Origin of the sequence: Promicromonospora sp. NPDC019610 (genome assembly GCF_044389365.1) — a bacterium.
Lineage (GTDB): Bacteria > Actinomycetota > Actinomycetes > Actinomycetales > Cellulomonadaceae > Promicromonospora.
Genome location: NZ_JBIRXX010000002.1, coordinates 194,755 through 216,014 on the forward strand (window position 1 = coordinate 194,755; position 21,260 = coordinate 216,014).

Consider the following 21,260-nt stretch of genomic DNA (forward strand, 5'->3'; position numbering starts at 1 on the left):
ATGACCCGCGTGCTGATCACCACCGACTACCTGCGCCCCGGCGACGACGTCGACCACTACCTGCGGGCCGCCGGCCTGGAGACGACGCACCGGCCGCTCGTCGGCCGCCGCGACCCGGCAGAGCTGGTCGCCGCGCTCGACGGCGTGGCGGCGGCGCTCGTCGCCAACGAGCCGATGACGGCCGACGTCCTGGCCCGGGCCCCGCACCTGCGCGTCGTGGTGCGCACCGGCGTGGGCCACGACTCGATCGACGTCGTGGCCGCCGCCCGCCACGGCATCACGGTCAGCAACCTGCCCGGGATCAACGCGAACGCCGTCGCGGAGTACACGCTCGGCCTGCTCCTGGCCGCTGCCCGCGGCCTCGTGCAGAGCGCCCGGGGCGTGGCGGACGGCGGCTGGCCGCGCGCCGACGGCCACGAGCTGCGCGGCGCCACCCTGGGGCTGATCGGCTACGGCGCGGCCGCCCGCGCCGTCGTCCCCCTGGCCCGGGCGTTCGGCCTGACGGTGCTCTGCACCACGCGCGTGCCGGAGCCGGAGCGCACCGCGCAGTCCGCGGGGCGCGTCGAGTTCGTCGACCTGCCCGAGCTGCTGGCCCGGTCCGACTACGTCTCCGTCCACACCGCGCTGACCGACCGCACCCGCGGCCTCGTCGGACCCGCCGAGCTGCGGCAGATGAAGCCCACCGCGGTGCTCGTGAACACCGCCCGCGGCGCCGTCGTCCAGGAGCAGGCCCTCGCCGACGCCGTCCGCCACGGGGAGATCGCCGGGGCCGCGCTCGACGTCGTCACCGAGGAGCCGCTCCCCGCCGACAGCCCGCTGCGCGGCGTGGACGGCATCGTCGTCTACTCCCACCTCGCCGGGCAGACCGCCCAGGCGCGCGCCGCCGCGGGCCTGGCGGGCGCGGCCGAGCTCGTCGCGGCGCTCGCGGGCCGCGCCCGCCACGCCGTCAACGCCCACCTGCTCGCCGTCCCGGCGGCGACCACTGAGACGGCCACCGAGGAGACCTCATGACGATCCCGGCGGAGTACCGCATCGCCGTGATCCCGGGCGACGGGATCGGCACCGAGGTGATCCCGCCCGCCCTGGAGGCCCTCGACCTGCTCGCCGTCCGGCACGGGTTCGCGCTGCGCTACGACCACCTCGACTGGTCGTGCACCCGCTACCTGGTCACCGGCGCGATGATGCCCGACGACGGGCTCGACCGGATCGCCGGGCACGACGCCGTGCTGCTCGGGGCCGTGGGGTGGCCCGGCGTGCCCGACCACGTCTCGCTGTGGGGTCTGCTCATCCCGATCCGGCGGCGGTTCCGCCAGTACGTCAACCTGCGGCCCATCCGGGTGCTGCCCGGGCTGCCCGGCCCGCTGCGCGACGCGGGCGCCGTCGACCTCGTCGTCGTGCGCGAGAACGTCGAGGGGGAGTACAGCGAGATCGGTGGGCGCCTGAACCGGGGCCTGCCCGACGAGCTGGCCGTCCAGGAGGCGGTGTTCACGCGCCCGGGGGTCACCCGGATCGTGGACCACGCCTTCGAGCTCGCGGCGACCCGGCGCGGCGACGTCACCTCGGCGACCAAGTCGAACGGCATCGTGCACACCATGCCGTTCTGGGACGAGATCGTCCGCGAGCGCGCCGCCCGGCACCCCGGCGTCACCTGGCGGCAGGAGCACATCGACGCCCTGGCCGCCAAGCTCGTGCTGCGCCCGTCTGCCTACGACGTGATCGTGGCCTCGAACCTGTTCGGTGACATCCTCAGCGACCTCGCCGCCGCCGTCGCGGGCAGCATCGGCATCGCCCCCGCCGGCAACATCGACCCCACCCGGCAGTTCCCCTCGATGTTCGAGCCCGTGCACGGTTCGGCGCCCGACATCGCGGGCCGGGGCATCGCCGACCCGGTCGGCGCCCTGTGGTCCGCGTCGATGATGCTCGACCACCTGGGGCAGCCCGGTGCCGCCCGGGACCTCATGACCGGGATCGAGACGGTGCTGGCCGACGGCGCCGTGCGCACCCCCGACCTCGGCGGCACCGCCACCACGCGGCAGATGACCGACGCCGTCCTCGCCGCGATCCCCGCAGCGCCCACCGGCGCGTGACAGAGAAGAGAACCATGGACAACGCACCCGCCGGCTCCGTCCGGATCCTCACGCCGAGCGGCATGCTCGGCGCGGGCTGGGACGAGTCGACGATCGAGCGCGGTCTCGCGCTCGGCGTCGACGTGATCACCCTGGACGGCGGCTCCACCGACTCCGGCCCCTACTACCTGGGATCGTCGACCCCCAAGACCGCCGCCCAGGCGGTGGCCCGCGACCTGCGCAGCCTGCTCAAGGCGGCGGCCCGCGCCGACGTGCCGCTGATCATCGGCTCGTGCGGCACCAGCGGCACCGACTCCGGCGTCGACTGGGTGGCCGGGCTCGCCGCCGGGGTGATGGCCGAGGAGGGGCTGGACCTCAAGGTCGCGCGCATCTACAGCGAGCAGGACGCCGCCGACCTCAAGGAGCACCTCGACGCCGGGCGGGTCCACGCCCTGCCGCCCCTGGGCGCGCTGAGCGCGGAGACCCTGGAGAGCTGCACCCACATCGTGGGCATGATGGGCCACGAGCCGATCGTCGAGGCCCTGGAGGCCGGGGCACAGGTGATCCTGGCCGGCCGGGCCACGGACACGGCGCTCGCCGCGGCGTACCCGCTGCTGCAGGGGATGCCCGCCGGGCCGACCTGGCACGCCGCGAAGATCGTCGAGTGCGGCGGGCAGGCCACGACCAACCCGCGCACGGGCGGGGTGTACACCACGATCGACGCCACCGGGTTCACCATCGAGCCGCTGGACCCCGGGACCGCGTGCACGCCGCGGACGGTCGCGGCCCACATGCTCTACGAGACGGTGGACCCGTTCCAGATGCGCGAGCCCGCCGGCACGCTCGACGTGCGCGACGCCGTCTACACGGCGCTCGACGAGCGGACCGTCCGGGTCGAGGGCTCGCGCTTCCACGTGGCCGACCAGCACACGGTCAAGCTGGAGGGTGCCCGGATCACGGGCTACCAGACCATGTCGTTCACGGCGGTCCGGGACCCGCTGATCCTGCGGGACATCGACGCCTGGGCCGACCTGATGCGCACCATGATCCGCCAGTGGGTGCGCGACACCCTGGGTCTCGCCGACGACGAGTACGCGTTCGACCTGCGCCTGTACGGTCACGACGCGGTGCTGGGCGACCTGGAGCCGGAGAGCGGGCCGCCGCGCGAGGTGGGCGTGATGCTGCTGGTCGACGCCGCCGACCAGACCACGGCGACGGCGGTCGCCAAGCTGGTGAACCCCCTGATGCTGCACCTGCCGACGCCCGCCATGGGCTACCTGCCCAGCCTCGCGTTCCCGACCTCGCCCGCCGAGGTCGAGCGCGGCGCCGCCTACGAGTTCGTGCTCCACCACGTGGTGGACAGCCCCACGCCGACCAGCCTGTTCCGCATCGAGTACGGAGTGCAGCGATGACCGAGCCCCTGACGGGCGCCGCGGCCGGCGCCCCCGCCCTGCCGCCCACGATCGCCGACCTCGCCCACGAGGTGCGGTCCAAGAACGCCGGCCCGTTCTGGGTCACGATGGAGCTCTTCATGCGGGACGCCGCGGGCTACCGCGTCGTGGCCGACGAGACGTTCGTCAACGAGGACGTGATCGCCGGCCTGTACGGGGTCGAGGCGAGCTCGGTGCGGATCTTCCGGATCCCGTCGCTCGACGTCGTCAAGATCTCGTTCCCCCGCCCGGTCTCGCAGGGCTCGCTGCGCGACCGGGACGTGCACGCCGGGCAGCACCACGTCCCGCTCGCGCTGCTGCGGGTCCCGGAGGGCGCGCCGGCGCGTGGATAGGCTTGCGGCGTGGATCACTCAGCGGCCTCAGGCGTCCGACGTGTCGACTTCCTCCCCTGGGAGTACGACCCCGCCTCGGCGGAGGGCGCGGCGCAGGTGGCCCGGCAGCGCGAGCTGGTCGACGCCGGGGCGCAGCTCGGCGCGGGCGTCTTCGTCGCCCCGAACGCCGCGGTCTACTGCGACCGGCTCGCCCTCGGCGACCGCACCTATGTCGCGGCGCTCGCCTACCTCTCGGGCGACCTGACGATCGGGGCGGACTGCTCGGTCAACCCGTTCGCCGTCGTCCGCGGGGAGATCCGGATGGGCGACGGCGTGCGGATCGGCGCGCACAGCTCGATCCTCGGGTTCAACCACCAGATGGCCAACGACCGGCCGGTCTTCCAGCAGGGCACCTGGAGCAAGGGCATCACCATCGGCGACGACGTCTGGATCGGATCGAACGCCACGATCCTGGACGGCGTGACCGTGGGCGACCACGTCGTCGTCGCGGCCGGCGCCGTCGTCACGAAGAACGTGCCCGACTGGGCCGTGGTCGCGGGCAACCCCGCCCGGGTGCTGCGCGACCGCCGCGCGGAGACGAAGGGCGCTCCGGCGCCCGACCTCGGCGCGCGCCTCGCGGCCTTCGGCGACCGCGCCCGCGAGCAGGCCGGCGACGTGCTGGCCCGCTGCTACGAGGACGGGCGGTTCGTGGACCGGCCGTCCGCCGCGGCGGGCGCGCTGCCGCCGGCGGTCCGGCCCTGGGCGGACGCCGTCGAGGTCGCCGACCTGCTGCTCGGCACCCCGCCGCCCGGGTTCGAGGCCGCCGACCTGGTCCGGCGGCTCACCGCCCGCCAGGACCCCGCGACCGGGCTGATCCCGGAGGGCGACCTGTCCGACGCTGGCCTGTCCGAGGACCGCGCGTCGGGCGAGCCGCTCTCGCCCACGGACGGCGCCGCCGCCTACCACGTGCTCAGCGTCGGCTACGCGGTGCGCCTGCTCGGCGCGCGCCTGCCGCACCCGGTCCGCGCGGTGCACGCGCTCGGCGACCGCGACGTCGTCGCCGCCCTGGAGGCGCGCGACTGGGGCGCGCAGGCCTGGGGGAGCGGCGCCGCCGTCGACTCCCTCGCCACGGCCTGCGCCCTCAACATCGCCGACTTCGCCGAGGAGCTGCCCGACGGCGGCGTCGGCCCCCTCTACGGGCTGCTCGGCTGGCTGACCGCGCGGGCGAACCCGGCGACGGGCCTGTGGGGCGCGCCGCAGCCCGCGCCGCGGTGGCTCCAGGCGGTCAACGGGTTCTACCGCCTGACCCGCGGCTCGTACGCGCAGCTCGGGCTGCCGCTGCCTTATCCGGACGCGGCGGTCGACACGGTGCTGGAGCACGCGGCCGACCCCGTGCTCGCGACCCCCGAGGGCTGGACCGCGTGCAACGTGCTCGACATCGTGCATCCGCTCTGGCTCGCGGCGAAGCAGACCGCGCACCGGCACGCCGAGGGCGAGGCCTGGGCGCGCGAGCAGCTCGACCGGGCGCTGGAGGCCTGGTCGGACGGCGCGGGTATCGCGTTCGCCCCGCGCGCCGCCGGCCCCGACGGCGTCCCCGGGCTGCAGGGCACCGAGATGTGGCTGAGCATCGTCTGGTACCTGGCCGACTACCTCGGCGTCGCCGACTCCCTCGGCTACCGGCCGCGGGGCGTGCACAGCCCCGCGCCGCTCGTGCGGCTGACGCCGGCCGACGCGGCGGGCTGACCGGGCCTCCCGGTCCCCGGTCGGTCCCCGGCGTCGCCACGCGATCGTCCAGGTGCGGCGTCGATCTGTGCATGTCGCGGCGCGCCGCCGCTTCGTAGGGTCGCGTGGGTGAGCCCGAACCCCGCGCAGCCGACCGTCCGCCGCGTCCGTGTCCCGGCGGCACCGGCCGTGCGGCCGGCGCCGCTGGACCTCGGCGACCCCGCCGGCACCCCGGACGCCGTCCGTGTGACCGACCGGTACGTCGAGCGGGACGGGCGGCCCTGGCTCCCCGTCATGGGCGAGTACCACTTCAGCCGGGACAACCCGGAACGGTGGGAGACCGAGCTGCGCACGATGCGGTCCGGGGGTGTCACCGTCGTCGCGACCTACCTTCTCTGGATCGTGCACGAGGAGGTGCGCGGGCAGGTGCGCTGGGACGGCCCGCGCGACCTGCGGCGGTTCGTGGAGACCGCGGCCCGCGCCGGCCTCGACGTCGTGCTGCGCATCGGCCCGTGGGCGCACGGCGAGACGCGCAACGGCGGTTTCCCGGACTGGTTGCAGGCCCTGCCCCTGGCGCACCGCACCAACGACCCCGCCTACGTGGAGCTCGCCCGCGGCTGGTACGCGGCGATCGCGGAGCAGGTGCGCGGCCTGCTGCACGCACCCGGGCACCCCGGTCCGGTGATCGGCATCCAGGTGGACAACGAGCTCTACGACCAGCCCGAGCACCTCGCGACGCTGCGCGACCTCGCCGAGTCCGCGGGCCTGCGCGTGCCCCTGTGGCTCGCGACCGGCTGGGGTGGCGCCCGTCTGCCGCGCGGCCGGGTGCTTCCCGTGTACGCGGGGTACTCCGACGGCTTCTGGGAGGAGTCGACCACGGGCTGGCCCGCGTTCGGCGCCACGCACTACACGTTCTCCACCGTGCGGGACGACCTCACGGTCGGCGCCGACCTGCGCCACGGCCCGGCCACGGAACCGGCTCGCGACGGCGCGGACGACCCGTGGCCGTTCGCCACCTGCGAGCTCGGCGGCGGCATGCAGGTCGCCTACCACCGGCGCCCCCACGTGGACGCCGACGACGTCGCGGCGCTCGCCCTGACGAAGCTCGGCAGCGGCTCCGCGTGGCAGGGCTACTACCTCTACCACGGTGGCACCCAGGTGCTCGGCGACCGCTCCACCACGCAGGAGTCGCACGCGACGGGCTACCCCAACGACCTGCCCGTGCGCGACTACGACTTCTGGGCGCCGATCGGCGCGGCGGGCCGGCAGCGCCCCCACTACCATCGGCTGCGCCGCCAGCACCTGTTCCTGGAGACGTTCGGTCCGGAGCTCGCGACCTACCCGACGGTGCTGCCGGACGCGGTGCTGCCGGACGGCGGTCCGGCTGACGCCGTGCGCTGGTCCGTGCGGGGCGACGGCGAGCGCGGCTACCTCTTCGTCAACAACCACCAGCCCGCGGTCGCGGCGCTCGCGGACGTCGAGGGGGTGCGGTTCGACGTCGAGCTCGGACCGCACCGCGTGACCGTCCCGACCGCGCCGTGCACCCTGCGCTCCGGGGTGTCGGCGGCCTGGCCGTTGCGGCAGCGGTTCGGGTCGGTCCCGGCGCTCACGGCGCCGGCCCAGCCGATCACGCGGCTGGACACCGGGCGCGGCCCGGTCTTCCTGTTCGCGACCACCGACGGCGTCGACGTCGAGCTGCAGCTCGAAGGGGTCGACGCCGCGGAGATCCGGGGTGCCGACGTGCTCCGGACGGAGCCGCTGGAGCCCGGTCCTCCGTCGGCGGGCACCCGCGTCGTCGGCACCCGCGTCGTCGCGACACCGACGGCCGCGCCGGGGCTCGCCGCCGAGGTCGTCGTCGGCGACACGACCCTGGTCTTCCTCCCGCCGGCCCTCGCGGACACGGTGTGGCGGGGCACGGTCGACGGCCGCGACTCCGTCGTGCTGTGGGACGGCAGCGGGTACTTCGACGGCGAGACGTTCCGCGTCGTGCCGCACGCCGAGGACCGCACCGTGGACGTCCTGCCCACGCTGCCCGCCGGGACCGCGTTGCCCACGCTGCCCGCCGGCGGGCGCGCGCGGGTGCCCGGCGAGGGGTCGTTGTTCGCGCGGTACGTGGTCCCGGGCGAGGACCTGTCCCGGCCGCTCGCCGTGCCCCGGTTCGCCGCCGCCGTCACCGCGCCGGTGCGCGCGGGCGGCAGCGCGGGCCGCCTGTCCGCCCCGACCGACGCCGACTTCGCGGCCCTCGCCCCCGTCGAGGTGCCGGTACCCGACGACATCTTCGAGGACGCCGAGCGGGTGCTGCTCCGTCTCGACTGGACGGGCGACGCGATCCGGGTTCACGCCGGCGACCTGCTGATCGCCGACCAGTTCTGGTCCGGCCGCGGGTTCGACGTCGACCTCGCGCCGTATCGCGCCGAGATCCGTGCCGGCGGCCTCTGGCTGCGCGCGTTCGCCTGGTCGCCGTCGTCCGGCGTCCACGTCGACCCGCGGGTACGCCCGTCGTCCGCCACCCCGGTGTTGGAGGTGCGCACGGCGGAGCTGCACGCCGTCCGCCCCCGCCCCCTCACCACACCCCTTCGTTGAGTGCTGGCTATTTGTGGGCCAACGGCCGTTCGGGCAACAAATAGCCCGCACTCAACGAGGGGTCAGGGGTTGTTCTGGACGGCGGCGAGCGCGATGGCCGCGCTCGCCGTGGTGACCGCGACGGTGGTCCGGAGGACCGCCTCTCCGGCGGCGGCGGCGCCCCAGTCGCCGTGCTCCAGCGCCTTGCCGCGCGTGTAGACGGCGCCCGACCAGGGGATGTCGCGGTGCAGCGTCGGCAGGCTGCCGCTGGCCGAGAGCAGGGCCGCGAGCACGGCGGTGCGCGGGTCCGGCTCGGCGCCGTCCGCCAGCACGGGGCGGACGGCGGCGACGAGCTCCGCGCGGCGGGGCGTGCCGCCGTCGGTCAGCGCCGTGGTGGGGATGAACCCGAGCGCCTTGCGCTTCTCGCGGCCGACATGGCCGCGTTCGACGAGCCGGTCGAGCAGCGGTTCGCGCAGCCGCGGGCCCACCTCGGCGAGGAACGTCTGCGCGCCGCGCGGCTTCTCGGCGAGGCGGTCCCACGGCTCGTGCAGCAGCGGGTCGGCGGGCGGGTTGCCCGCGACGGCGCTCACGCGCGGGCCGGTCAGCGCGGGCCGGCCGTCGATCTCGACGTGCCCGGCCAGCGCCAGCTCGGTGAGCACCGCGCCCGCCAGGGTGTAGAAGAGGGTGTTCTCGCCGGCGATCGTGCCCGACCGGGGGTCGAACAGCAGCAGGAGCAGGTCCTCGGCGATCAGCTCGGGCTCGGGCGTGGTCGGTGCGGTCAACGTCTCGTCCGTTCGTCGGGGTCGTCTGGCCTGCGGATGGTCGGTGCTCAGGGGCGGGGTGTCCGGTCCACGACGAGCTCCCCGGCGTCGAGCCGTTCGTCAGTCTCTCCGGTGACGATCAGGTGCGCGCGGTAGAGCACCTCGAGCCGGGCGGGGTGGTAGAACTCGCGCAGTCCAAACCATGCCCCGGGGGCAGAGTCAAGCCCGGGCAGGCGCGGGGCCGGCTCGCCGGGGCCGCCCGGTCCCCTTCGAGGCCCGGGTTTCTTCGCTCTGACGGTACGCAGAGCGAAGAAACCCGGGCCTCAAAGGGGATCGGCTTCCGCGTCAGAACTGGCCGGGCACGTAGTCCCCGGCGGGCTGCCGGTTGATGACGTTGATCCGGTTGTAGGCGTTGATGATCGCGATCAGGGAGATCAGCGCCGCGAGCTGGTCCTCGTCGTGGTGCGCGGCGGCCCGGGCCCACGTCTCGTCGGAGACGCCGCCCGCGGCGTCGGCAGGTCGTCTGCCCGTGGCGAATCCCCTCCCGGGACCCCCGTCCCACGGTGTGTGATGGGACCTATGGACGATCAGGAGGCACTGGACGCCTACTCGGCGTCGATCGTGCGCGTGGTCGACACCGTGCTGCCGTCGGTCGCGGCGGTCTCGGTGCGGACGGCGCGCGGGGCCGGGGCCGGGAGCGCCTCGGTCATCCCGGGCGACCGGCTGCTGCTCACGAGCGCGCACGTCGTCGAGTCGGCCACCGACGTCCGCGCCGCCTTCTCCGGCGGCGCGGAGGTCGCCGCGCGGGTGATCGGCCGGGACCCGCTCTCCGACCTCGCCGTGCTCCGGGCGGACGACGACGTGCCACCCGCCCTGACCCTCGGCGACGCGGCGCGCCTCCGGGTCGGCCAGCTCGTCGTCGCCCTCGGCAACCCCCTGGGGCTGGCGGGCAGCGTCACCGCGGGCATCGTGTCCGCGCTCGGCCGCTCGCTGCCCACCGGGGCCGGCCGGATCATCGACGAGGTGGTCCAGACCGACGCGGCGCTCAACCCCGGCAACAGCGGGGGAGCGCTCGCGGACACGGCGGGCCGGCTCGTGGGTGTCAACACCGCCGTGGCGGGCATCGGCCTGGGGCTCGCGGTGCCGGTCAACGTCACGACGCGGGCCATCATCGACACCCTGGTCCGCGACGGCCGGGTGCGCCGCGCCTGGCTGGGCATCGCCGGCGCGCAGGTGGTGCTGCCCGAGCCGGTCGCCGAACGGGTCGGCTCCCGCACCGGCATGCAGGTGGCGCAGGTCATCGCGGGGTCTCCGGCCGACCTCGCGGGCATCCGGCGCGGCGACATCCTCGTGGCGATCGACGGCGCGACGGTCGTGACGACCACGGCCGTGCAGCGCCTCATGGTGGGCGACGCCATCGGCCGGCGCACCGAGGTGACGGTGTGGCGCAACGGCGCCCTCGTCGACGCGGTGGTGCTCCCGCAGGAGCTCGTCACCGCGCCGTGAGGGCGCCGCCGTCACACCGTCGCGGCCGCGTCCGCCAGGACGCGCGCGAGCTCCGCCGGCCGCGTGAACATGGGCCAGTGGCCCGAGTCGAGGTCGACCAGGTCGACGTGCTTGGCGCGGGCGAGCTCGGGGACGTCGCCCGCGTCGATCCACTCCTGCGCCTGGGCGGGCGTGAACTCGGGACACACGACCACCACCGGCACGTCGAACCGGCGCTCGTCGCTCAGGTGCACCACGCCCCGGGCGACCCCCTCGGGGACGGGGACGGCCCTGGCCGAGAAGGCGGCCCGGGCCTCTGCGGAGAGGTCCGCCGAGTCGGGCCCCTCGAACGGCTCCCAGCCGGGGAACGCCATCGCGCCGTCGACGACCTCGAACAGGTCGGCGTAGGGCTTGCCGTCGTCCCACGGGAAGCCACCGACCTGGACCACGCCCGCCACCCGCTCCGGCCGGGCGTCGGCCGCGAGCCACGCCAGGGTGCAGGCCGCGGAGTGCCCCACGACGAGCGGCCTGCCGGACGCCGCGTCGACGGCGGCGACCACGGTGGCCACCTGGTCGGCCAGCGTGGCGTCCGCCCGGCCGTCGCCCTGGCCCGGCAGCGTGATCGGCACGGCCCGGTGGCCGAGCGCCTCGAGCTGCGGGACGACGTCGTCCCAGGCCGAACCGTCGAGCCAGAGGCCGCCGATGAGCAGGATGTCCATGATTCTCGTCTCCCGGGATGGTCGTGCTGGGGGTGGGTACGGGGCGGTGCGTTCTCCCCGTGCCCACCACGGTAGGACCGGTTCCGGACGTTCTGCTTCCGGATAAAAAATCGCGCGCGGAGCCGATGACTTTGCTGCCACGCTCCCGTCCATCCCGTAGAAGCAGGCCCCGCAGCACCGCAGCACGCCGCACCGCGCGGCCACCACGACAGGAGATCCACCGCATGCGCACCATCGTCGCCACGCACTTCGTCTCGCTCGACGGCAAGGTCGACCCCACCGGGGGCGACCCCGAGCTGCACGACACCGCGTGGACCTTCAAGACCGTCGACATGGTCCCCGAGGCCTACGAGCTCAAGGGCCGGGAGCAGGAGGAGGCCGGCGCGCTGCTGCTCGGCCGCGCCAGCTACCAGATGTTCGCGCCGGTCTGGCCCGACATGGCCGAGTTCACGCGCTACAACGAGCTGCCCAAGTACGTCGTCTCCACCACCCTCACCGACGCCGACCTGACCGACGGCTGGGGCGAGACCACCATCCTGCGCTCGCTGGACGACGTCGCCCGGCTCAAGGAGACCGACGGCGGCGAGATCCAGGTGCACGGCAGCGTGTCGCTGACCCGGGCGCTCGCCGACGCGGGGCTGATCGACTCCTACCACCTGCTCGTCTTCCCCGTGCTGCTCGGCCAGGGCAAGCCGCTGTTCAGCGACACCGACAAGCCCGCCCAGAAGCTCCGGCTGGTCGAGCACGAGGCCTATAAGAACGGCATCCAGAAGCAGATCTTCGACGTCGTGCGCTGACGGGGTGACCGCGCGACCGCGCGCCGGCCTGCGCCGGCGTGCGGCCGCGGACGTTCGGTCAGCTCACGTCGCCGCGCCAGGCTCCGGTCTCGCCGCCCCGCGACTCGATGAACTCCTTGAACCGGGCGAGGTCGCCCTGGACCTGGCGCTCGTCGAAGTTGAGCGCGCTGCCCACCTTCTCCGTGGCGCCCTCCGGCGACCAGTCGAGCTGCACCGTGACGCGCGTCTGGTCGTCCTGGAGCCGGTGGAACGTGACCACGCCGGCCTGCTGCGGCCCGGTCCTGCTGGCCCAGGCGACCCGCTCGTCCGGGTGCTGCTCGGTGATCTCGGCGTCGAACTCGCGCTCGACCCCGCCCACCGAGGTCTTCCAGTGCGTATGGGTCGGGTCCAGCTGCCGGATCTCCTGCACGCCCTCCATGAACCGGGGGAACTGCTCGAACTGCGTCCACTGGTTGTAGGCGGTGCGCACGGGCACCTCCACGTCGATCGACTTCGTGATGCTCGCCACGAGAGTCTCCTTCCGTCGGGTCTTTTCACCCTCACCCGGGCGCGGCCCACTCGCTCGCCGAGGTCTAGCCTGCAGACGTGCCGTCCGAGACCAGCCCCACCGCCCGCGCCCTGCGTGCCCTGGAGATCCTGCAGACACGCCCGGGCACGACGGCGGACGAGCTCGGCGACCGGCTCGGCGTCACCGAGCGGGCCGCCCGCCGGTACGTCGAGATCCTGCGCGAGGCGGGGATCCCCGTCAGCTCGGCCCGGGGGCCGCACGGCGGCTACCGGCTCGGGCGGGGCACCCGCCTCCCGCCGGTCACGTTCACGCAGACCGAGGCGCTCGGCCTGGTCATGGCCGTGCTCGACAGCCACCCCGAGGCCGACGACCTCGTCAGCACCGCGCTCGGCAAGGTCATCCGCGCCCTGCCCGAGGACGTCGGCCGGCAGGCCGCCACCCTGCGCGAGCACGCGTCCGCGGCCCCGGACCGGTACGCGGCCCGCCCGGACACGGCCGTCACCAGCGAGCTCGTCGCCGCCGTCGCGGCCCGACGGCGCGTGCTGGTCACCTACCGCGGCGAGTCCGGCAGCGAGTGGGCCGCCGAGGTGGACCCGTGGGCCGTCGTCGTCCGCCACGGGCGCTGGTACCTCCTGTGCCACTCGCACCGCGCCGACGCCGTGCGCACCTACCGCGTGGACCGGGTGCTCGCCGTCGAGCACACGGACCGGCCGTTCGAGCCGCCCGCCGATCTCGACCCCGTCGCGGCGCTGGAGCAGCATCTCGGCACCGGCTGGCAGTTCAGCACGCGGGTCGTGTTCGACGCCCCGCTCGCCGACGTCGCCCCGTGGGTCGGTGCGCAGATGGGGCGCCTCGAGGCCGTGGGGGAGGACCGGTGCGTGCTGACGGGCACCACCCGCAACCCCGCGATGTACGCGCAGGAGTGGCTGGCGAGCGTGCCGTTCGCCTTCCGGGTCGAGGACGGCCCGGAGCTGCGCGCCGCGGTCGCGACGCTCGCGGAACGGCTGGCGGCCGCAGCGGGGCCAATCGACGCAGATAAATGACTGTTTTCGTCGTGATACGACGAAAACAAGGCTCTGTTTGCGTATTCCAGGTAGGCTCGGTCTCACGCTCATCCGGTTCGAAGCCAAGAACTTCCGGTCCATCGCAGCACCGGTCACGCTGTCGCTGGTCGCCATCGACCAGGATCGGGAGGCAGCCCGCCCGGCCGAGCGGCTGGGCGAGAGCCTCCTGACCCGTGCCGCGATCTACGGTCCGAACGCTTCCGGCAAGTCGAACCTGCTGGTCGCGCTCATCTGGCTGCGAGATGCGGTCACGGACTCGCTTCATGCCTGGGACGACCAGATCCCGGTGGACCCGTTCGCCTTCGGCGAGGGTGGCGAGACAACGACCGAGTTCGTTCTCGACCTGCTGGTCGGCGGGGTGCGGTTCGAGTACGTTCTCGGGCTCGATGCCGAGCGGGTCCACTACGAGGCGCTCCACCACTACCCGGAGCGGCGACGGCGCACGCTGTTCGAGCGCGAGGCGGAGGAGCTGAGCCTCCATCGGACTCTCGGTTCGCCCGCCGGCACGCGAGAGCTGCTCACCCCGACGTCGCTGGCCGTCACGATCCTGAGTCGCCTCCGGGTCGACCCGGTGCAGAGCTTCGTCGACTGCCTGGCGAGCTTCGAGGCTGCGGGGATGGAGAGGGTGGTGCGCAGGACCCTCGCTCCGGGACGGTACCTGCGCGCGTTGTTCGACGACGCGATGCCCGGGCCGGATCCACGGATCGCGGCGCACGAACGAGCGCGGCAGCGAGAGCAGGCCCGGTCGCTGCTGCGGATGGCAGACCTCGGGATCCGCGACGTCGCGGTGGTGGATGTCCGCAACCCGATGCTTGACCTCCGTTCGATGACGGAGGCTCTGCTCTACGGTCCGGAGCAGGCTGATCGCGCCGTCCAGCTCATTCACGACGACGGCGGAACCGGTCGGCCGCTGCCCTTCCACGAGGAGTCGGCGGGCACGCAGACCTGGTACTCGGCGATCGGCACGGTGCTGCCGGCACTCCACAGCGGTTCGCCCGTCGTGTTCGACGAGCTAGACGCCAGCCTCCACCCGACGCTCGCGGCGCACCTGTTGCGGATCTTCGCCGATCCGGCGATCAACCCCAAGGGGGCGCAACTGATCTTCAGCTCGCACGACACGAGCCTGCTGGCGCACCTGAACCGCGACGAGGTGTGGCTCACGGAGAAGCGCAAGGACGGGTCCACGAGGCTCGGCGCCCTCTCGGACTTCGCCGGCGAGCGGGTCCGGTCGTCGGTCAAGCTCGAGAGCGCGTACCTCCACGGGAAGTTCGGCGCCCTTCCTGACGTCGATCAGGCCGAGTTCCTCCGGTCGCTCGGCCTGATCGGCTGAGGGCGTGGGTGCACAGCGCGGGCGCGGACGGCGGCCGAGCAAGCCGCTCACGCGTCGGGCGGGGACCCGGCGGCTGAAGAAGACGATCTGGGTCTTCACCGAGGGCAAGAAGACCGAGCCCGACTACGTCCGTGCACTCAAGCAGCTCGACCACGTGCGGGAGAGCACGAGCATCGTGGTGGAGATCGCTCGTGACCACGTGGTGCCGTTCCCCCTTGTGCAGAAGGCTCTTGCCAAGGCCGGTGCCGACGACGTGGACGAGGTCTGGTGCCTCTTCGACGTCGAGTCGCCGACCAGTCATCCCCGGCTGCGCGAGGCGCGGGCCGCTCGGTTGCGGGCAGGCCACGAGTCGGCGGGAACGACGATTCCGGACGACAACCCGTCCACGACGGTGGACCAGTTCGTCGAGGCGGTGGAGCGCGCTGCGACGACGTCCGGCTGAACGCCAGGAACGGCTCAGGAGCCGTGGGCCCGGCGTGCCAGGTCGCCCAGGGTGGCCGGGAGGTCCGCCAGCGCGGACAGGGCGCGGCCCTGGCACAGGTCCACGACGTCGTCGTACGCGCGGGCGTCGTCCGTGCGCACCCGCGCGTGGTCGCGGACGTGCTCGGCGAGGAGCAGGGCGTCGCGGTGGTCGCCCAGCACGGACTGGATCCGGTGGCCGACGTCGCCCAGCTCCTTGGTCTTCCGGCCCAGCAGGCCGACGGGCTCGCGGGTGATCGCGTCGCAGGTGTGCCGCAGCCGCCGCGCCGCCTTGCGCAGCTCGTGGGCGGCCTCGGGGTCCGCGAGCCGGGGCGCGGCGTCGAGGGTGCGCCGGGCCTGCCGCCGCACGGTCCGACGGGCCGCCTTCCTGGCCGGCTGCGCCGCCCGGTCACCGAGCCGGGGCAGTGCCGCCCACTCGGCGAGCAGCCGGTCCAGGTCCCGGCTGCGCTCAGACCGGACCCAGCGCACCGCCTCGGCGTGCGCGTGCAGGTGGGCCGCCCGCAGCGGGTCGACCAGCGCGGAGCGCGCGGCGTCGTCCAGCCCCGCGGTATCGGCCGCCGCGGCGGCCTGCTGCGCCCGCACCTCCAGGTCGCGCGCCTTGCCCAGCACGTCGCCGAGCTCCTTGAGCCGGGACCGGAGCGCGGCCGCGGCGTCCCGGTCGAGGTACCGGCGGAACGCGGCCAGCACGTTGCGCAGGCGCCGCACCGACGTGCGCAGCCGGTGCACGGCGTCGGGCTCGTCCGCCAGGGCGGCGGGGACGTCGTCGTGGATCCGGCGCACCAGGTCGCCGACCGCGAGGGTCAGCAGCTCGCCCGCGGTCCCGGGGCGCGTCGTGCCGGCGTCGGTGGTGGCGATCCGTCCAGGCTATCGCCGGTGGACGACGTCGGCCCCCGAGCCGGTGCCGCGGCTCAGGGCACGATCGAGTCCACGTAGCCGCCGTCCACCCGGACGGCGGCTCCCGTGGTCGCGGAGGCGAGCGGCGAGGCGAGGTAGGCGACCATGTTCGCGATCTCCTCCGGCTCGATGAGCCGCTGGAGCAGGGACTGCGGGCGGTACAGCCGCATGAACACGCGCTGCGCCTCGTCCCAGGGCAGGGTCTCGTCCACGAGCTCGTAGACGAAGTTCTCGACGCCGCCGGTGTGGGTGGGGCCGGCGATGACGGAGTTGACTGTCACGCCGGTGCCCGCCGCCTCCTTCGCGAAGCCGCGGGAGACGCCCAGCAGCGCCGTCTTCGAGACGCCGTAGTGGATCATCTCGGCGGGGATGACGATCGCGGAGTCGCTGGCGATGTTCAGCACGCGCCCCCACCCGCGCGCCGTCATGCCGGGCAGCGTCTCGCGGATCAGGCGGACGGCGGCGAGCACGTTGACCTCGAAGTACCGGCGCCACTGGTCGTCGTCGATCTCCAGGGCCGGCACGCTGCCGAAGATGCCCAGGTTGTTGACCAGCACGTCCACGTCGCCCACGGCCGCGAGCACCTGCGCGGCCCCCGCCGCGTCGGTCACGTCGCCGGTCGCCGCGACCAGCTCGCGGTCCGGCGACTCCTCCCGCAGCTCGTCGATCGTCGCGACGACGCCGTCCGGGCGGCGTCCGTTGATCGCCACCCGGGCGCCCGCGTCGGCGAGCGTCGCGGCGATCGCCCGCCCGATGCCCTGGGTCGAACCGGTCACCAGCGCGGTCCTGCCGGTCAGATCGATGCGCATCTTTCCCCTTGCTCTCTCGTCTGCTCCGTCGATCGGCCGCCCCCGCAAGCCGGCCGACTGCCTGAGTCGATCGACCGTCCGGAGGCCACCTGACCTGGGGCGTGGGTGCCGGGTGGGCCGAACTCCGTTCGGCGTGGCCCCGTCCAGTTCACCCAGCCTGAACTATCCGGCTGAGCCCGCAAACGCAGGGCCCGGCCGAACGAAATTCGTCCCACCCGACCACCCCTCCACCCGTCACGTCACCCCCGCGTTCGCCCGGCATCCGACGCCGGGACCGCGCCGTCGGGGTGGACGTCCTTCGGCGGCGCTCAGTCGTCGGCGCGGGACCAGCGGTCCCAGAGCCACAGGAGGAAGACGAGCAGCAGGAACGCGGGGACGCCCGCGACGCCGAGCCGGGCGAACCAGCTCGTCATCTCGGCGCCGAGGCCCGGCCGCGACCCGTCGGCGCTGCTCGGTCCGTCACCGCCGTCGTCCCCGGTGCCGTCCTCTGCGCCGTCCCCGGCACCGTCGGCCGAGCCGCCGCCCGACTCCTCGGACGTGCCGACCGGGATCCCCAGGCCGGCCAGCCACCCCGCCACGGTGTCCGTGAGGTCCGCACCCGGCAGGTCGGCGGGGTCGGATCCGGTGCCGGAATCAGTGCCGCCGCCCTCCGCACCGCCGCCCTCCGCACCGCCGCCCTCCGCACCATCGTCGGCCGTGGAGTCGCCGCCGGAACCGGTCCCCGCGGAGTCCGTACCACTACCGCCGGCACTGCCGCCGGTCCCGGCCCTGCCGTCGCCCGCGCCTCCGCCCGCACCCTCACCCGTACCCGGGTTCGCGGCCGACTCGGTGGCCGGGGGGTCGTCGGGCTGGTGGGCGACCAGTGCCGCGGCACCGCCGCCGATCGCGAGCGCGGCGAGCACACCGGCGACGATCGCGGCCTCCTTCTTGCCGAACGCGGGTTTCGGGGCGCCCGCGGCCCCGGCGGCCCCCGCACCGGCACCCGCCGCACCGGCCACCGCGGCGCCCAGCGCCCCCGTGGCCACGGCGCCGGCGACGAGGTGCTGCCCCAGGTCACGGAGCATCCACGAGACCTCGCGGACATCGACGAACGCGCGCGTGCACTCCGCGCAGCCGTCCATGTGCGCCTCGACCCGGGCGCGGCGCCGGGGGAGCAGGCGCTCCTTGAGGTAGTCGTGCATGGCGGCGCGGGTGGTGCGGCACTCGGGTTCGTTGACGGTCTGGGCGTGTGCGGCGGCGAACGCGCCGGCGAGGCGTTCCTCGGCGCGGCGTAGTCGCATGGTCACGGCGTGGGGGCGTACGCCGAGGCCGGTGGCGATGTCGGCGACGGCCATGTCGTGGACGTGGCGGTCCAGGAGGATCTTGCGGTCCTCGTCGGCCAGGTCGGACAGGGCCGAACGGAGCATGGAGACATCCGCCGCCCGCTCCGCGCCCAGCTCGGTACCGGCGACCGGGGGCGTCAGCAGCTCCAGGGTGTCGTCCTCGACGGGGCGGGCGCGGCCGGCCTCGCGGGTCATGGAGATGGCTTCGTTGACCGCGGCTCGGCGCCAGTAGGGGGCGGGGTCGTCGATGGTGGCGCCGGTGGAGACGATGCGGACCATCTTCTCGAGGGCGCGGCTGGTGGCTTCCTCGGCGTCGATGCCGGGTACGCGTGCTGCGACGGAGCGTACGACGTTGGGGCGATGCACCACCCAGTCGTCGAGCTGCACCGCGCGTGCGGCAGTCATACCGGTCCATCCCCTCCCGTTCGGGGACCATTCCACCGAGGTCGGGCGGAAGCCGCGCGATGAACCGCAGAATGTGCGTCAACGCACGATCGGCTTGACGCGCGGTGCGGGGACATCTACTTTGAGTGAAACTTCACGTAAATCTGGAGGGAACCATGTCGGACCCGCGGCTCGAGAAGCTGATGCGCGCCAACCTGCTGGAGGTCTTCGGCGAGCGCGACCCTGCTCGCCGGGCGGAGGCGATCCGCCGGACGTACACCCAGGACGTCGTCTTCGCTGACGCGGAGGGCCAGGTCGAGGGGCACGAGGCGCTCGACACGAAGGTGCGGGAGATCCTGGACGGAGCGCCGGGCTTCGTGTTCCGCCCGGACGGGGACTTCTACCAGGTGCAGGACATGGGCTACCTGGCGTGGGCGCTCGGACCCGAGGGCGCGCCGCCGGTCGTCCGCGGGACGGACATGGGCTTCGTCCGCGACGGGCTGCTCGCGAAGGTCTACACCGTCCTGTTCCGCTGACCGGCATGGGCGGGTACGACGTCCCTCCGGAGTCGCCCTTCGCGTTCCTCGACGACGACCAGGCGCGCGCCTGGTACGCCTACATGAAGGTGCACCTGCGGCTGCGGTACGAGATGAACCACCAGCTCCAGGCCGACGCCGACATCTCGCTGGCGGACTATGACGTCCTGGTCGCCCTCACCAGCGACCCGGACGGACGGATGACGGTCTCCGACCTGGCCACGCGGATCGGCGCCGAACGCAGCCGGGTGTCCCACCAGGTGCTGCGCATGGCTCGCCGGACCCTGGTCGAGGTCACCCCGAGCGTGCGGGACCGCCGCGCGACGGACGTCACCCTGACCGACGAGGGGCGTGCCCTGCTCGGACGGGCGTCGCCGGGCCACGTCGCGTTCGTGCGCTCTGTCTTCCTCGACGCGCTCTCGGGCGCGCAGACCCGGCAGCTCGCGAGCGCGTTCGAGCGGGTCTACGACCAGCTGATCGCCCACGGGACGCTGCCACGCCCCGCGGATCACCCCTGAGCGACGTCATCCCCGAGCGACGTCATCCCCGAGCGACGGAGCGCGCGCCCCGCGCCGCCCACCACCCCACGACGTAGAGCAGCAGCGCGCCGATCAGGGCCGCCCCGGCCCCGGTCGCGACGTCGGACAGGACGCCCTCGACCATGTCCCGGGGCGCCAGCCCCACGCTGTCGGACGACGAGCCGGCGGACCACCACCCGAGGGTGTTCACCACGGCGCCGGCGACCGCGACGCCGGCGACCGCCCACAGTCCCCGCCGCGTCGTCCGCCAGGCGAGCGAGCCTCGCCCCGCCGAGCCGCGCCGGCCCGAGCCCCACCCGGGCATCCGGCCCCGGCGCCGCCACAGGTACCCCGCGATGACCACGAGGCCGACGACGGTGCTCACGTGCTGGAGCAGCCGCGCCCACGTGAGGTCGCCGAACGCCGTGGCGCTCAGCAGGGGCACGTGCGTGACCACCCACCCGTCGCCGTGCGTGAAGGAGTCCCACACCAGGTGCGTTGCGATGCCGATCACCAGCGACAGCAGCACCCACCCCGAGCGCCGGAGCAGCTCGCCCGCCGTCGCCGGGCCGGGCTCGACGCGCCCGTCCGCACCCGGCCCGCCGACACCGGGCCGCACCACGGCGGGCAGCAGCGCCCCGACCGGCCGTCGCGCCACCCGGAGGAACCCGTACAGCGCCAGCGCGTACGGCAGGCTCACCGTGACGGCCCCGGCCAGGGAGTGCGACGTCGTGGCGTTCAGGAACGGCTCGTACCAGGACTGGGCGCTCACGGGGACCGGCGTGCTGCGGGCGAAGTACGGCAGGTCGGGCGCGACGGCCCCGGCCACGAGCGCGGCCGCGCTGAACGGGCGGCGCAGCAGGGGCAGCACCGCGGCGGGGTGCGAGAGCGTGAACGGCATGCGGGTCCTTCACAGGCAGCAGGCGGCCACTCCCGCGCGCGGGGAGCGGCCGCCGGAGGAGCGGGTGGGGTTCAGCGCCGCCGCAGCACGAGGCCGCGCACGTACGACGCCTGACCCGCGTGCTGCAGGTCGTCGTTGACGATACTGACCAACCGGACGCCGAGCGTCACCGGCGGGTCCCACCGCGTGTCGACGACGCGGTCGAGGTCGTCGTCGGACAGCCGGTCCAGGTACCGTAGCGTCTGGTCGTGCACGGCGTCGTGGTAGCCCGTGAGCAGGTCGCCGGAGGAGACCCGGACCGCGGCGACCTGGTCGGCGTCGTGCCGGTAGCCGGTCTCCTCCGCCGGGAACGGCAGCCCGAACCGGCGGTCCCAGCCGTCGTCCGACCAGATCTGGCTGGTGCCGGCGGCGTCGGCGACGTGGTCGTCCTGGACCCGGGTCAGGTGCCAGACGAGCCAGGCGACGGAGTTGGACCCGTCGTCGGGCCGGAAGGCGAGCTCGTCCGCGGACAGCCCCCGGACGGCGCCGTGCACCGTCTCCTTGATCCGGCCGAACGCGTCCACCAGCAGATCCGTACCCCGCATCGTTCCCCCTCAGGTGTCGACGTCGCGTTGCGGTGCCACGATGCCACAGCGCCGCC

Annotated in this window: 21 protein-coding genes; 13 read left to right on the forward strand and 8 right to left on the reverse strand. The window is 74.3% G+C overall.

Features of this window, described 5'->3' with window-relative positions; translation table 11 throughout:
* From ACH45N_RS12425 to ACH45N_RS12450, 6 genes are all read left to right on the forward strand, one after another.
* Positions 1 to 1,011 carry a phosphoglycerate dehydrogenase gene (locus ACH45N_RS12425; protein ID WP_397394191.1) on the forward strand — a complete coding sequence of 337 codons (1,011 nt, stop codon included), beginning with the start codon at positions 1 to 3 and terminating at the stop codon, positions 1,009 to 1,011.
* Positions 1,008 to 2,087 (forward strand): tartrate dehydrogenase, encoded by a 1,080-nt coding sequence (locus tag ACH45N_RS12430; RefSeq protein WP_397394193.1) that lies wholly within the window; start codon positions 1,008 to 1,010, stop codon positions 2,085 to 2,087. Before ACH45N_RS12425 ends, ACH45N_RS12430 begins: the two co-directional genes overlap by 4 nt.
* Positions 2,088 to 2,101: 14 nt before the next feature.
* Positions 2,102 to 3,478, forward strand: coding sequence for an acyclic terpene utilization AtuA family protein (locus tag ACH45N_RS12435; protein ID WP_397394195.1), 1,377 nt, complete (start codon positions 2,102 to 2,104; stop codon positions 3,476 to 3,478).
* Positions 3,475 to 3,849 (forward strand): DUF4387 domain-containing protein, encoded by a 375-nt coding sequence (locus ACH45N_RS12440; protein WP_397394197.1) that lies wholly within the window; start codon positions 3,475 to 3,477, stop codon positions 3,847 to 3,849. Before ACH45N_RS12435 ends, ACH45N_RS12440 begins: the two co-directional genes overlap by 4 nt.
* Positions 3,850 to 3,858: 9 nt before the next feature.
* Positions 3,859 to 5,571, forward strand: a complete 1,713-nt coding sequence (locus ACH45N_RS12445) for an acyltransferase (protein WP_397394199.1) — start codon at positions 3,859 to 3,861, stop codon at positions 5,569 to 5,571.
* Positions 5,572 to 5,679: 108 nt separating this feature from the next.
* Positions 5,680 to 8,133, forward strand: coding sequence for a beta-galactosidase (locus ACH45N_RS12450; RefSeq protein WP_397394201.1), 2,454 nt, complete (start codon positions 5,680 to 5,682; stop codon positions 8,131 to 8,133).
* Between the two features lie 62 nt (positions 8,134 to 8,195).
* Here ACH45N_RS12450 and ACH45N_RS12455 read toward each other — a convergent pair whose 3' ends face one another.
* Complete coding sequence (locus ACH45N_RS12455; RefSeq protein WP_397394203.1) at positions 8,196 to 8,894, reverse strand: GPP34 family phosphoprotein; 699 nt, start codon at positions 8,892 to 8,894, stop codon at positions 8,196 to 8,198.
* A gap of 558 nt (positions 8,895 to 9,452) precedes the next feature.
* Here ACH45N_RS12455 and ACH45N_RS12460 point away from each other — a divergent pair.
* A complete protein-coding gene (locus tag ACH45N_RS12460; RefSeq protein ID WP_397394205.1) occupies positions 9,453 to 10,379 on the forward strand; it encodes a S1C family serine protease in 927 nt (308 codons plus the stop codon).
* A gap of 11 nt (positions 10,380 to 10,390) precedes the next feature.
* Here ACH45N_RS12460 and ACH45N_RS12465 read toward each other — a convergent pair whose 3' ends face one another.
* The gene (locus ACH45N_RS12465) at positions 10,391 to 11,077 is read right to left on the reverse strand and encodes an alpha/beta fold hydrolase (RefSeq protein WP_397394207.1); all 687 of its coding nucleotides are present in this window, start codon (positions 11,075 to 11,077) and stop codon (positions 10,391 to 10,393) included.
* Positions 11,078 to 11,301: 224 nt separating this feature from the next.
* Here ACH45N_RS12465 and ACH45N_RS12470 point away from each other — a divergent pair, with 224 nt between their 5' ends.
* Positions 11,302 to 11,874, forward strand: coding sequence for a dihydrofolate reductase family protein (locus ACH45N_RS12470; RefSeq protein WP_397394209.1), 573 nt, complete (start codon positions 11,302 to 11,304; stop codon positions 11,872 to 11,874).
* Between the two features lie 58 nt (positions 11,875 to 11,932).
* Here ACH45N_RS12470 and ACH45N_RS12475 read toward each other — a convergent pair whose 3' ends face one another.
* Complete coding sequence (locus tag ACH45N_RS12475; RefSeq protein ID WP_397394211.1) at positions 11,933 to 12,382, reverse strand: SRPBCC family protein; 450 nt, start codon at positions 12,380 to 12,382, stop codon at positions 11,933 to 11,935.
* Positions 12,383 to 12,459: 77 nt separating this feature from the next.
* Here ACH45N_RS12475 and ACH45N_RS12480 point away from each other — a divergent pair, with 77 nt between their 5' ends.
* Genes ACH45N_RS12480 through ACH45N_RS12490 form a run of 3 tightly spaced genes read left to right on the forward strand, consistent with a single transcriptional unit; the run spans position 12,460 to position 15,218 of the window.
* Positions 12,460 to 13,425 (forward strand): helix-turn-helix transcriptional regulator, encoded by a 966-nt coding sequence (locus ACH45N_RS12480; protein ID WP_397394213.1) that lies wholly within the window; start codon positions 12,460 to 12,462, stop codon positions 13,423 to 13,425.
* 37 nt (positions 13,426 to 13,462) lie between these two features.
* On the forward strand, positions 13,463 to 14,776 hold the full coding sequence (locus ACH45N_RS12485) for an ATP/GTP-binding protein (RefSeq protein ID WP_397394215.1): 1,314 nt from the start codon (positions 13,463 to 13,465) through the stop codon (positions 14,774 to 14,776).
* A gap of 4 nt (positions 14,777 to 14,780) precedes the next feature.
* Entirely contained in the window at positions 14,781 to 15,218 is a 438-nt protein-coding gene (locus tag ACH45N_RS12490; RefSeq protein ID WP_397394217.1) for an RloB domain-containing protein, read from the forward strand.
* 14 nt (positions 15,219 to 15,232) lie between these two features.
* Here the strand turns inward: ACH45N_RS12490 and ACH45N_RS12495 are convergent, their stop codons facing one another.
* From ACH45N_RS12495 to ACH45N_RS12505, 3 genes are all read right to left on the reverse strand, one after another.
* A complete protein-coding gene (locus ACH45N_RS12495) occupies positions 15,233 to 16,036 on the reverse strand; it encodes a CHAD domain-containing protein (RefSeq protein WP_397394219.1) in 804 nt (267 codons plus the stop codon).
* A 128-nt stretch (positions 16,037 to 16,164) separates the two neighbouring features.
* Positions 16,165 to 16,959: an SDR family NAD(P)-dependent oxidoreductase gene (locus ACH45N_RS12500; RefSeq protein WP_397394221.1), complete on the reverse strand. Its 795-nt coding sequence runs from the start codon at positions 16,957 to 16,959 to the stop codon at positions 16,165 to 16,167.
* Positions 16,960 to 17,267: 308 nt separating this feature from the next.
* Entirely contained in the window at positions 17,268 to 18,686 is a 1,419-nt protein-coding gene (locus ACH45N_RS12505; RefSeq protein WP_397394223.1) for a zf-HC2 domain-containing protein, read from the reverse strand.
* A gap of 155 nt (positions 18,687 to 18,841) precedes the next feature.
* Here ACH45N_RS12505 and ACH45N_RS12510 point away from each other — a divergent pair, with 155 nt between their 5' ends.
* Positions 18,842 to 19,201, forward strand: a complete 360-nt coding sequence (locus tag ACH45N_RS12510; RefSeq protein ID WP_397394225.1) for a nuclear transport factor 2 family protein — start codon at positions 18,842 to 18,844, stop codon at positions 19,199 to 19,201.
* 5 nt (positions 19,202 to 19,206) lie between these two features.
* On the forward strand, positions 19,207 to 19,719 hold the full coding sequence (locus tag ACH45N_RS12515; protein WP_397394227.1) for a MarR family winged helix-turn-helix transcriptional regulator: 513 nt from the start codon (positions 19,207 to 19,209) through the stop codon (positions 19,717 to 19,719).
* A 22-nt stretch (positions 19,720 to 19,741) separates the two neighbouring features.
* Here the strand turns inward: ACH45N_RS12515 and ACH45N_RS12520 are convergent, their stop codons facing one another.
* Together ACH45N_RS12520 and ACH45N_RS12525 are read right to left on the reverse strand one after the other, a co-directional pair.
* Entirely contained in the window at positions 19,742 to 20,620 is an 879-nt protein-coding gene (locus ACH45N_RS12520) for a DUF4184 family protein (protein WP_397394229.1), read from the reverse strand.
* A 71-nt stretch (positions 20,621 to 20,691) separates the two neighbouring features.
* On the reverse strand, positions 20,692 to 21,204 hold the full coding sequence (locus tag ACH45N_RS12525) for a DinB family protein (protein ID WP_397394231.1): 513 nt from the start codon (positions 21,202 to 21,204) through the stop codon (positions 20,692 to 20,694).
* Positions 21,205 to 21,260: the final 56 nt, after the last annotated feature.

Excerpts from the sequence above, each read along its gene's own strand:
- ACH45N_RS12425 (WP_397394191.1), top strand. The coding sequence starts at position 1 with ATGACCCGCGTGCTGATCACCACCGACTACCTGCGCCCCGGCGACGAC.
- ACH45N_RS12430 (WP_397394193.1), top strand. The coding sequence starts at position 1,008 with ATGACGATCCCGGCGGAGTACCGCATCGCCGTGATCCCGGGCGACGGG.
- ACH45N_RS12435 (WP_397394195.1), top strand. The coding sequence starts at position 2,102 with ATGGACAACGCACCCGCCGGCTCCGTCCGGATCCTCACGCCGAGCGGC.
- ACH45N_RS12440 (WP_397394197.1), top strand. The coding sequence starts at position 3,475 with ATGACCGAGCCCCTGACGGGCGCCGCGGCCGGCGCCCCCGCCCTGCCG.
- ACH45N_RS12460 (WP_397394205.1), top strand. The coding sequence starts at position 9,453 with ATGGACGATCAGGAGGCACTGGACGCCTACTCGGCGTCGATCGTGCGC.
- ACH45N_RS12465 (WP_397394207.1), bottom strand. The coding sequence starts at position 11,077 with ATGGACATCCTGCTCATCGGCGGCCTCTGGCTCGACGGTTCGGCCTGG.
- ACH45N_RS12470 (WP_397394209.1), top strand. The coding sequence starts at position 11,302 with ATGCGCACCATCGTCGCCACGCACTTCGTCTCGCTCGACGGCAAGGTC.
- ACH45N_RS12500 (WP_397394221.1), bottom strand. The coding sequence starts at position 16,959 with ATGCGCATCGATCTGACCGGCAGGACCGCGCTGGTGACCGGTTCGACC.
- ACH45N_RS12505 (WP_397394223.1), bottom strand. The coding sequence starts at position 18,686 with ATGACTGCCGCACGCGCGGTGCAGCTCGACGACTGGGTGGTGCATCGC.
- ACH45N_RS12510 (WP_397394225.1), top strand. The coding sequence starts at position 18,842 with ATGTCGGACCCGCGGCTCGAGAAGCTGATGCGCGCCAACCTGCTGGAG.
- ACH45N_RS12515 (WP_397394227.1), top strand. The coding sequence starts at position 19,207 with ATGGGCGGGTACGACGTCCCTCCGGAGTCGCCCTTCGCGTTCCTCGAC.
- ACH45N_RS12520 (WP_397394229.1), bottom strand. The coding sequence starts at position 20,620 with ATGCCGTTCACGCTCTCGCACCCCGCCGCGGTGCTGCCCCTGCTGCGC.
- ACH45N_RS12525 (WP_397394231.1), bottom strand. The coding sequence starts at position 21,204 with ATGCGGGGTACGGATCTGCTGGTGGACGCGTTCGGCCGGATCAAGGAG.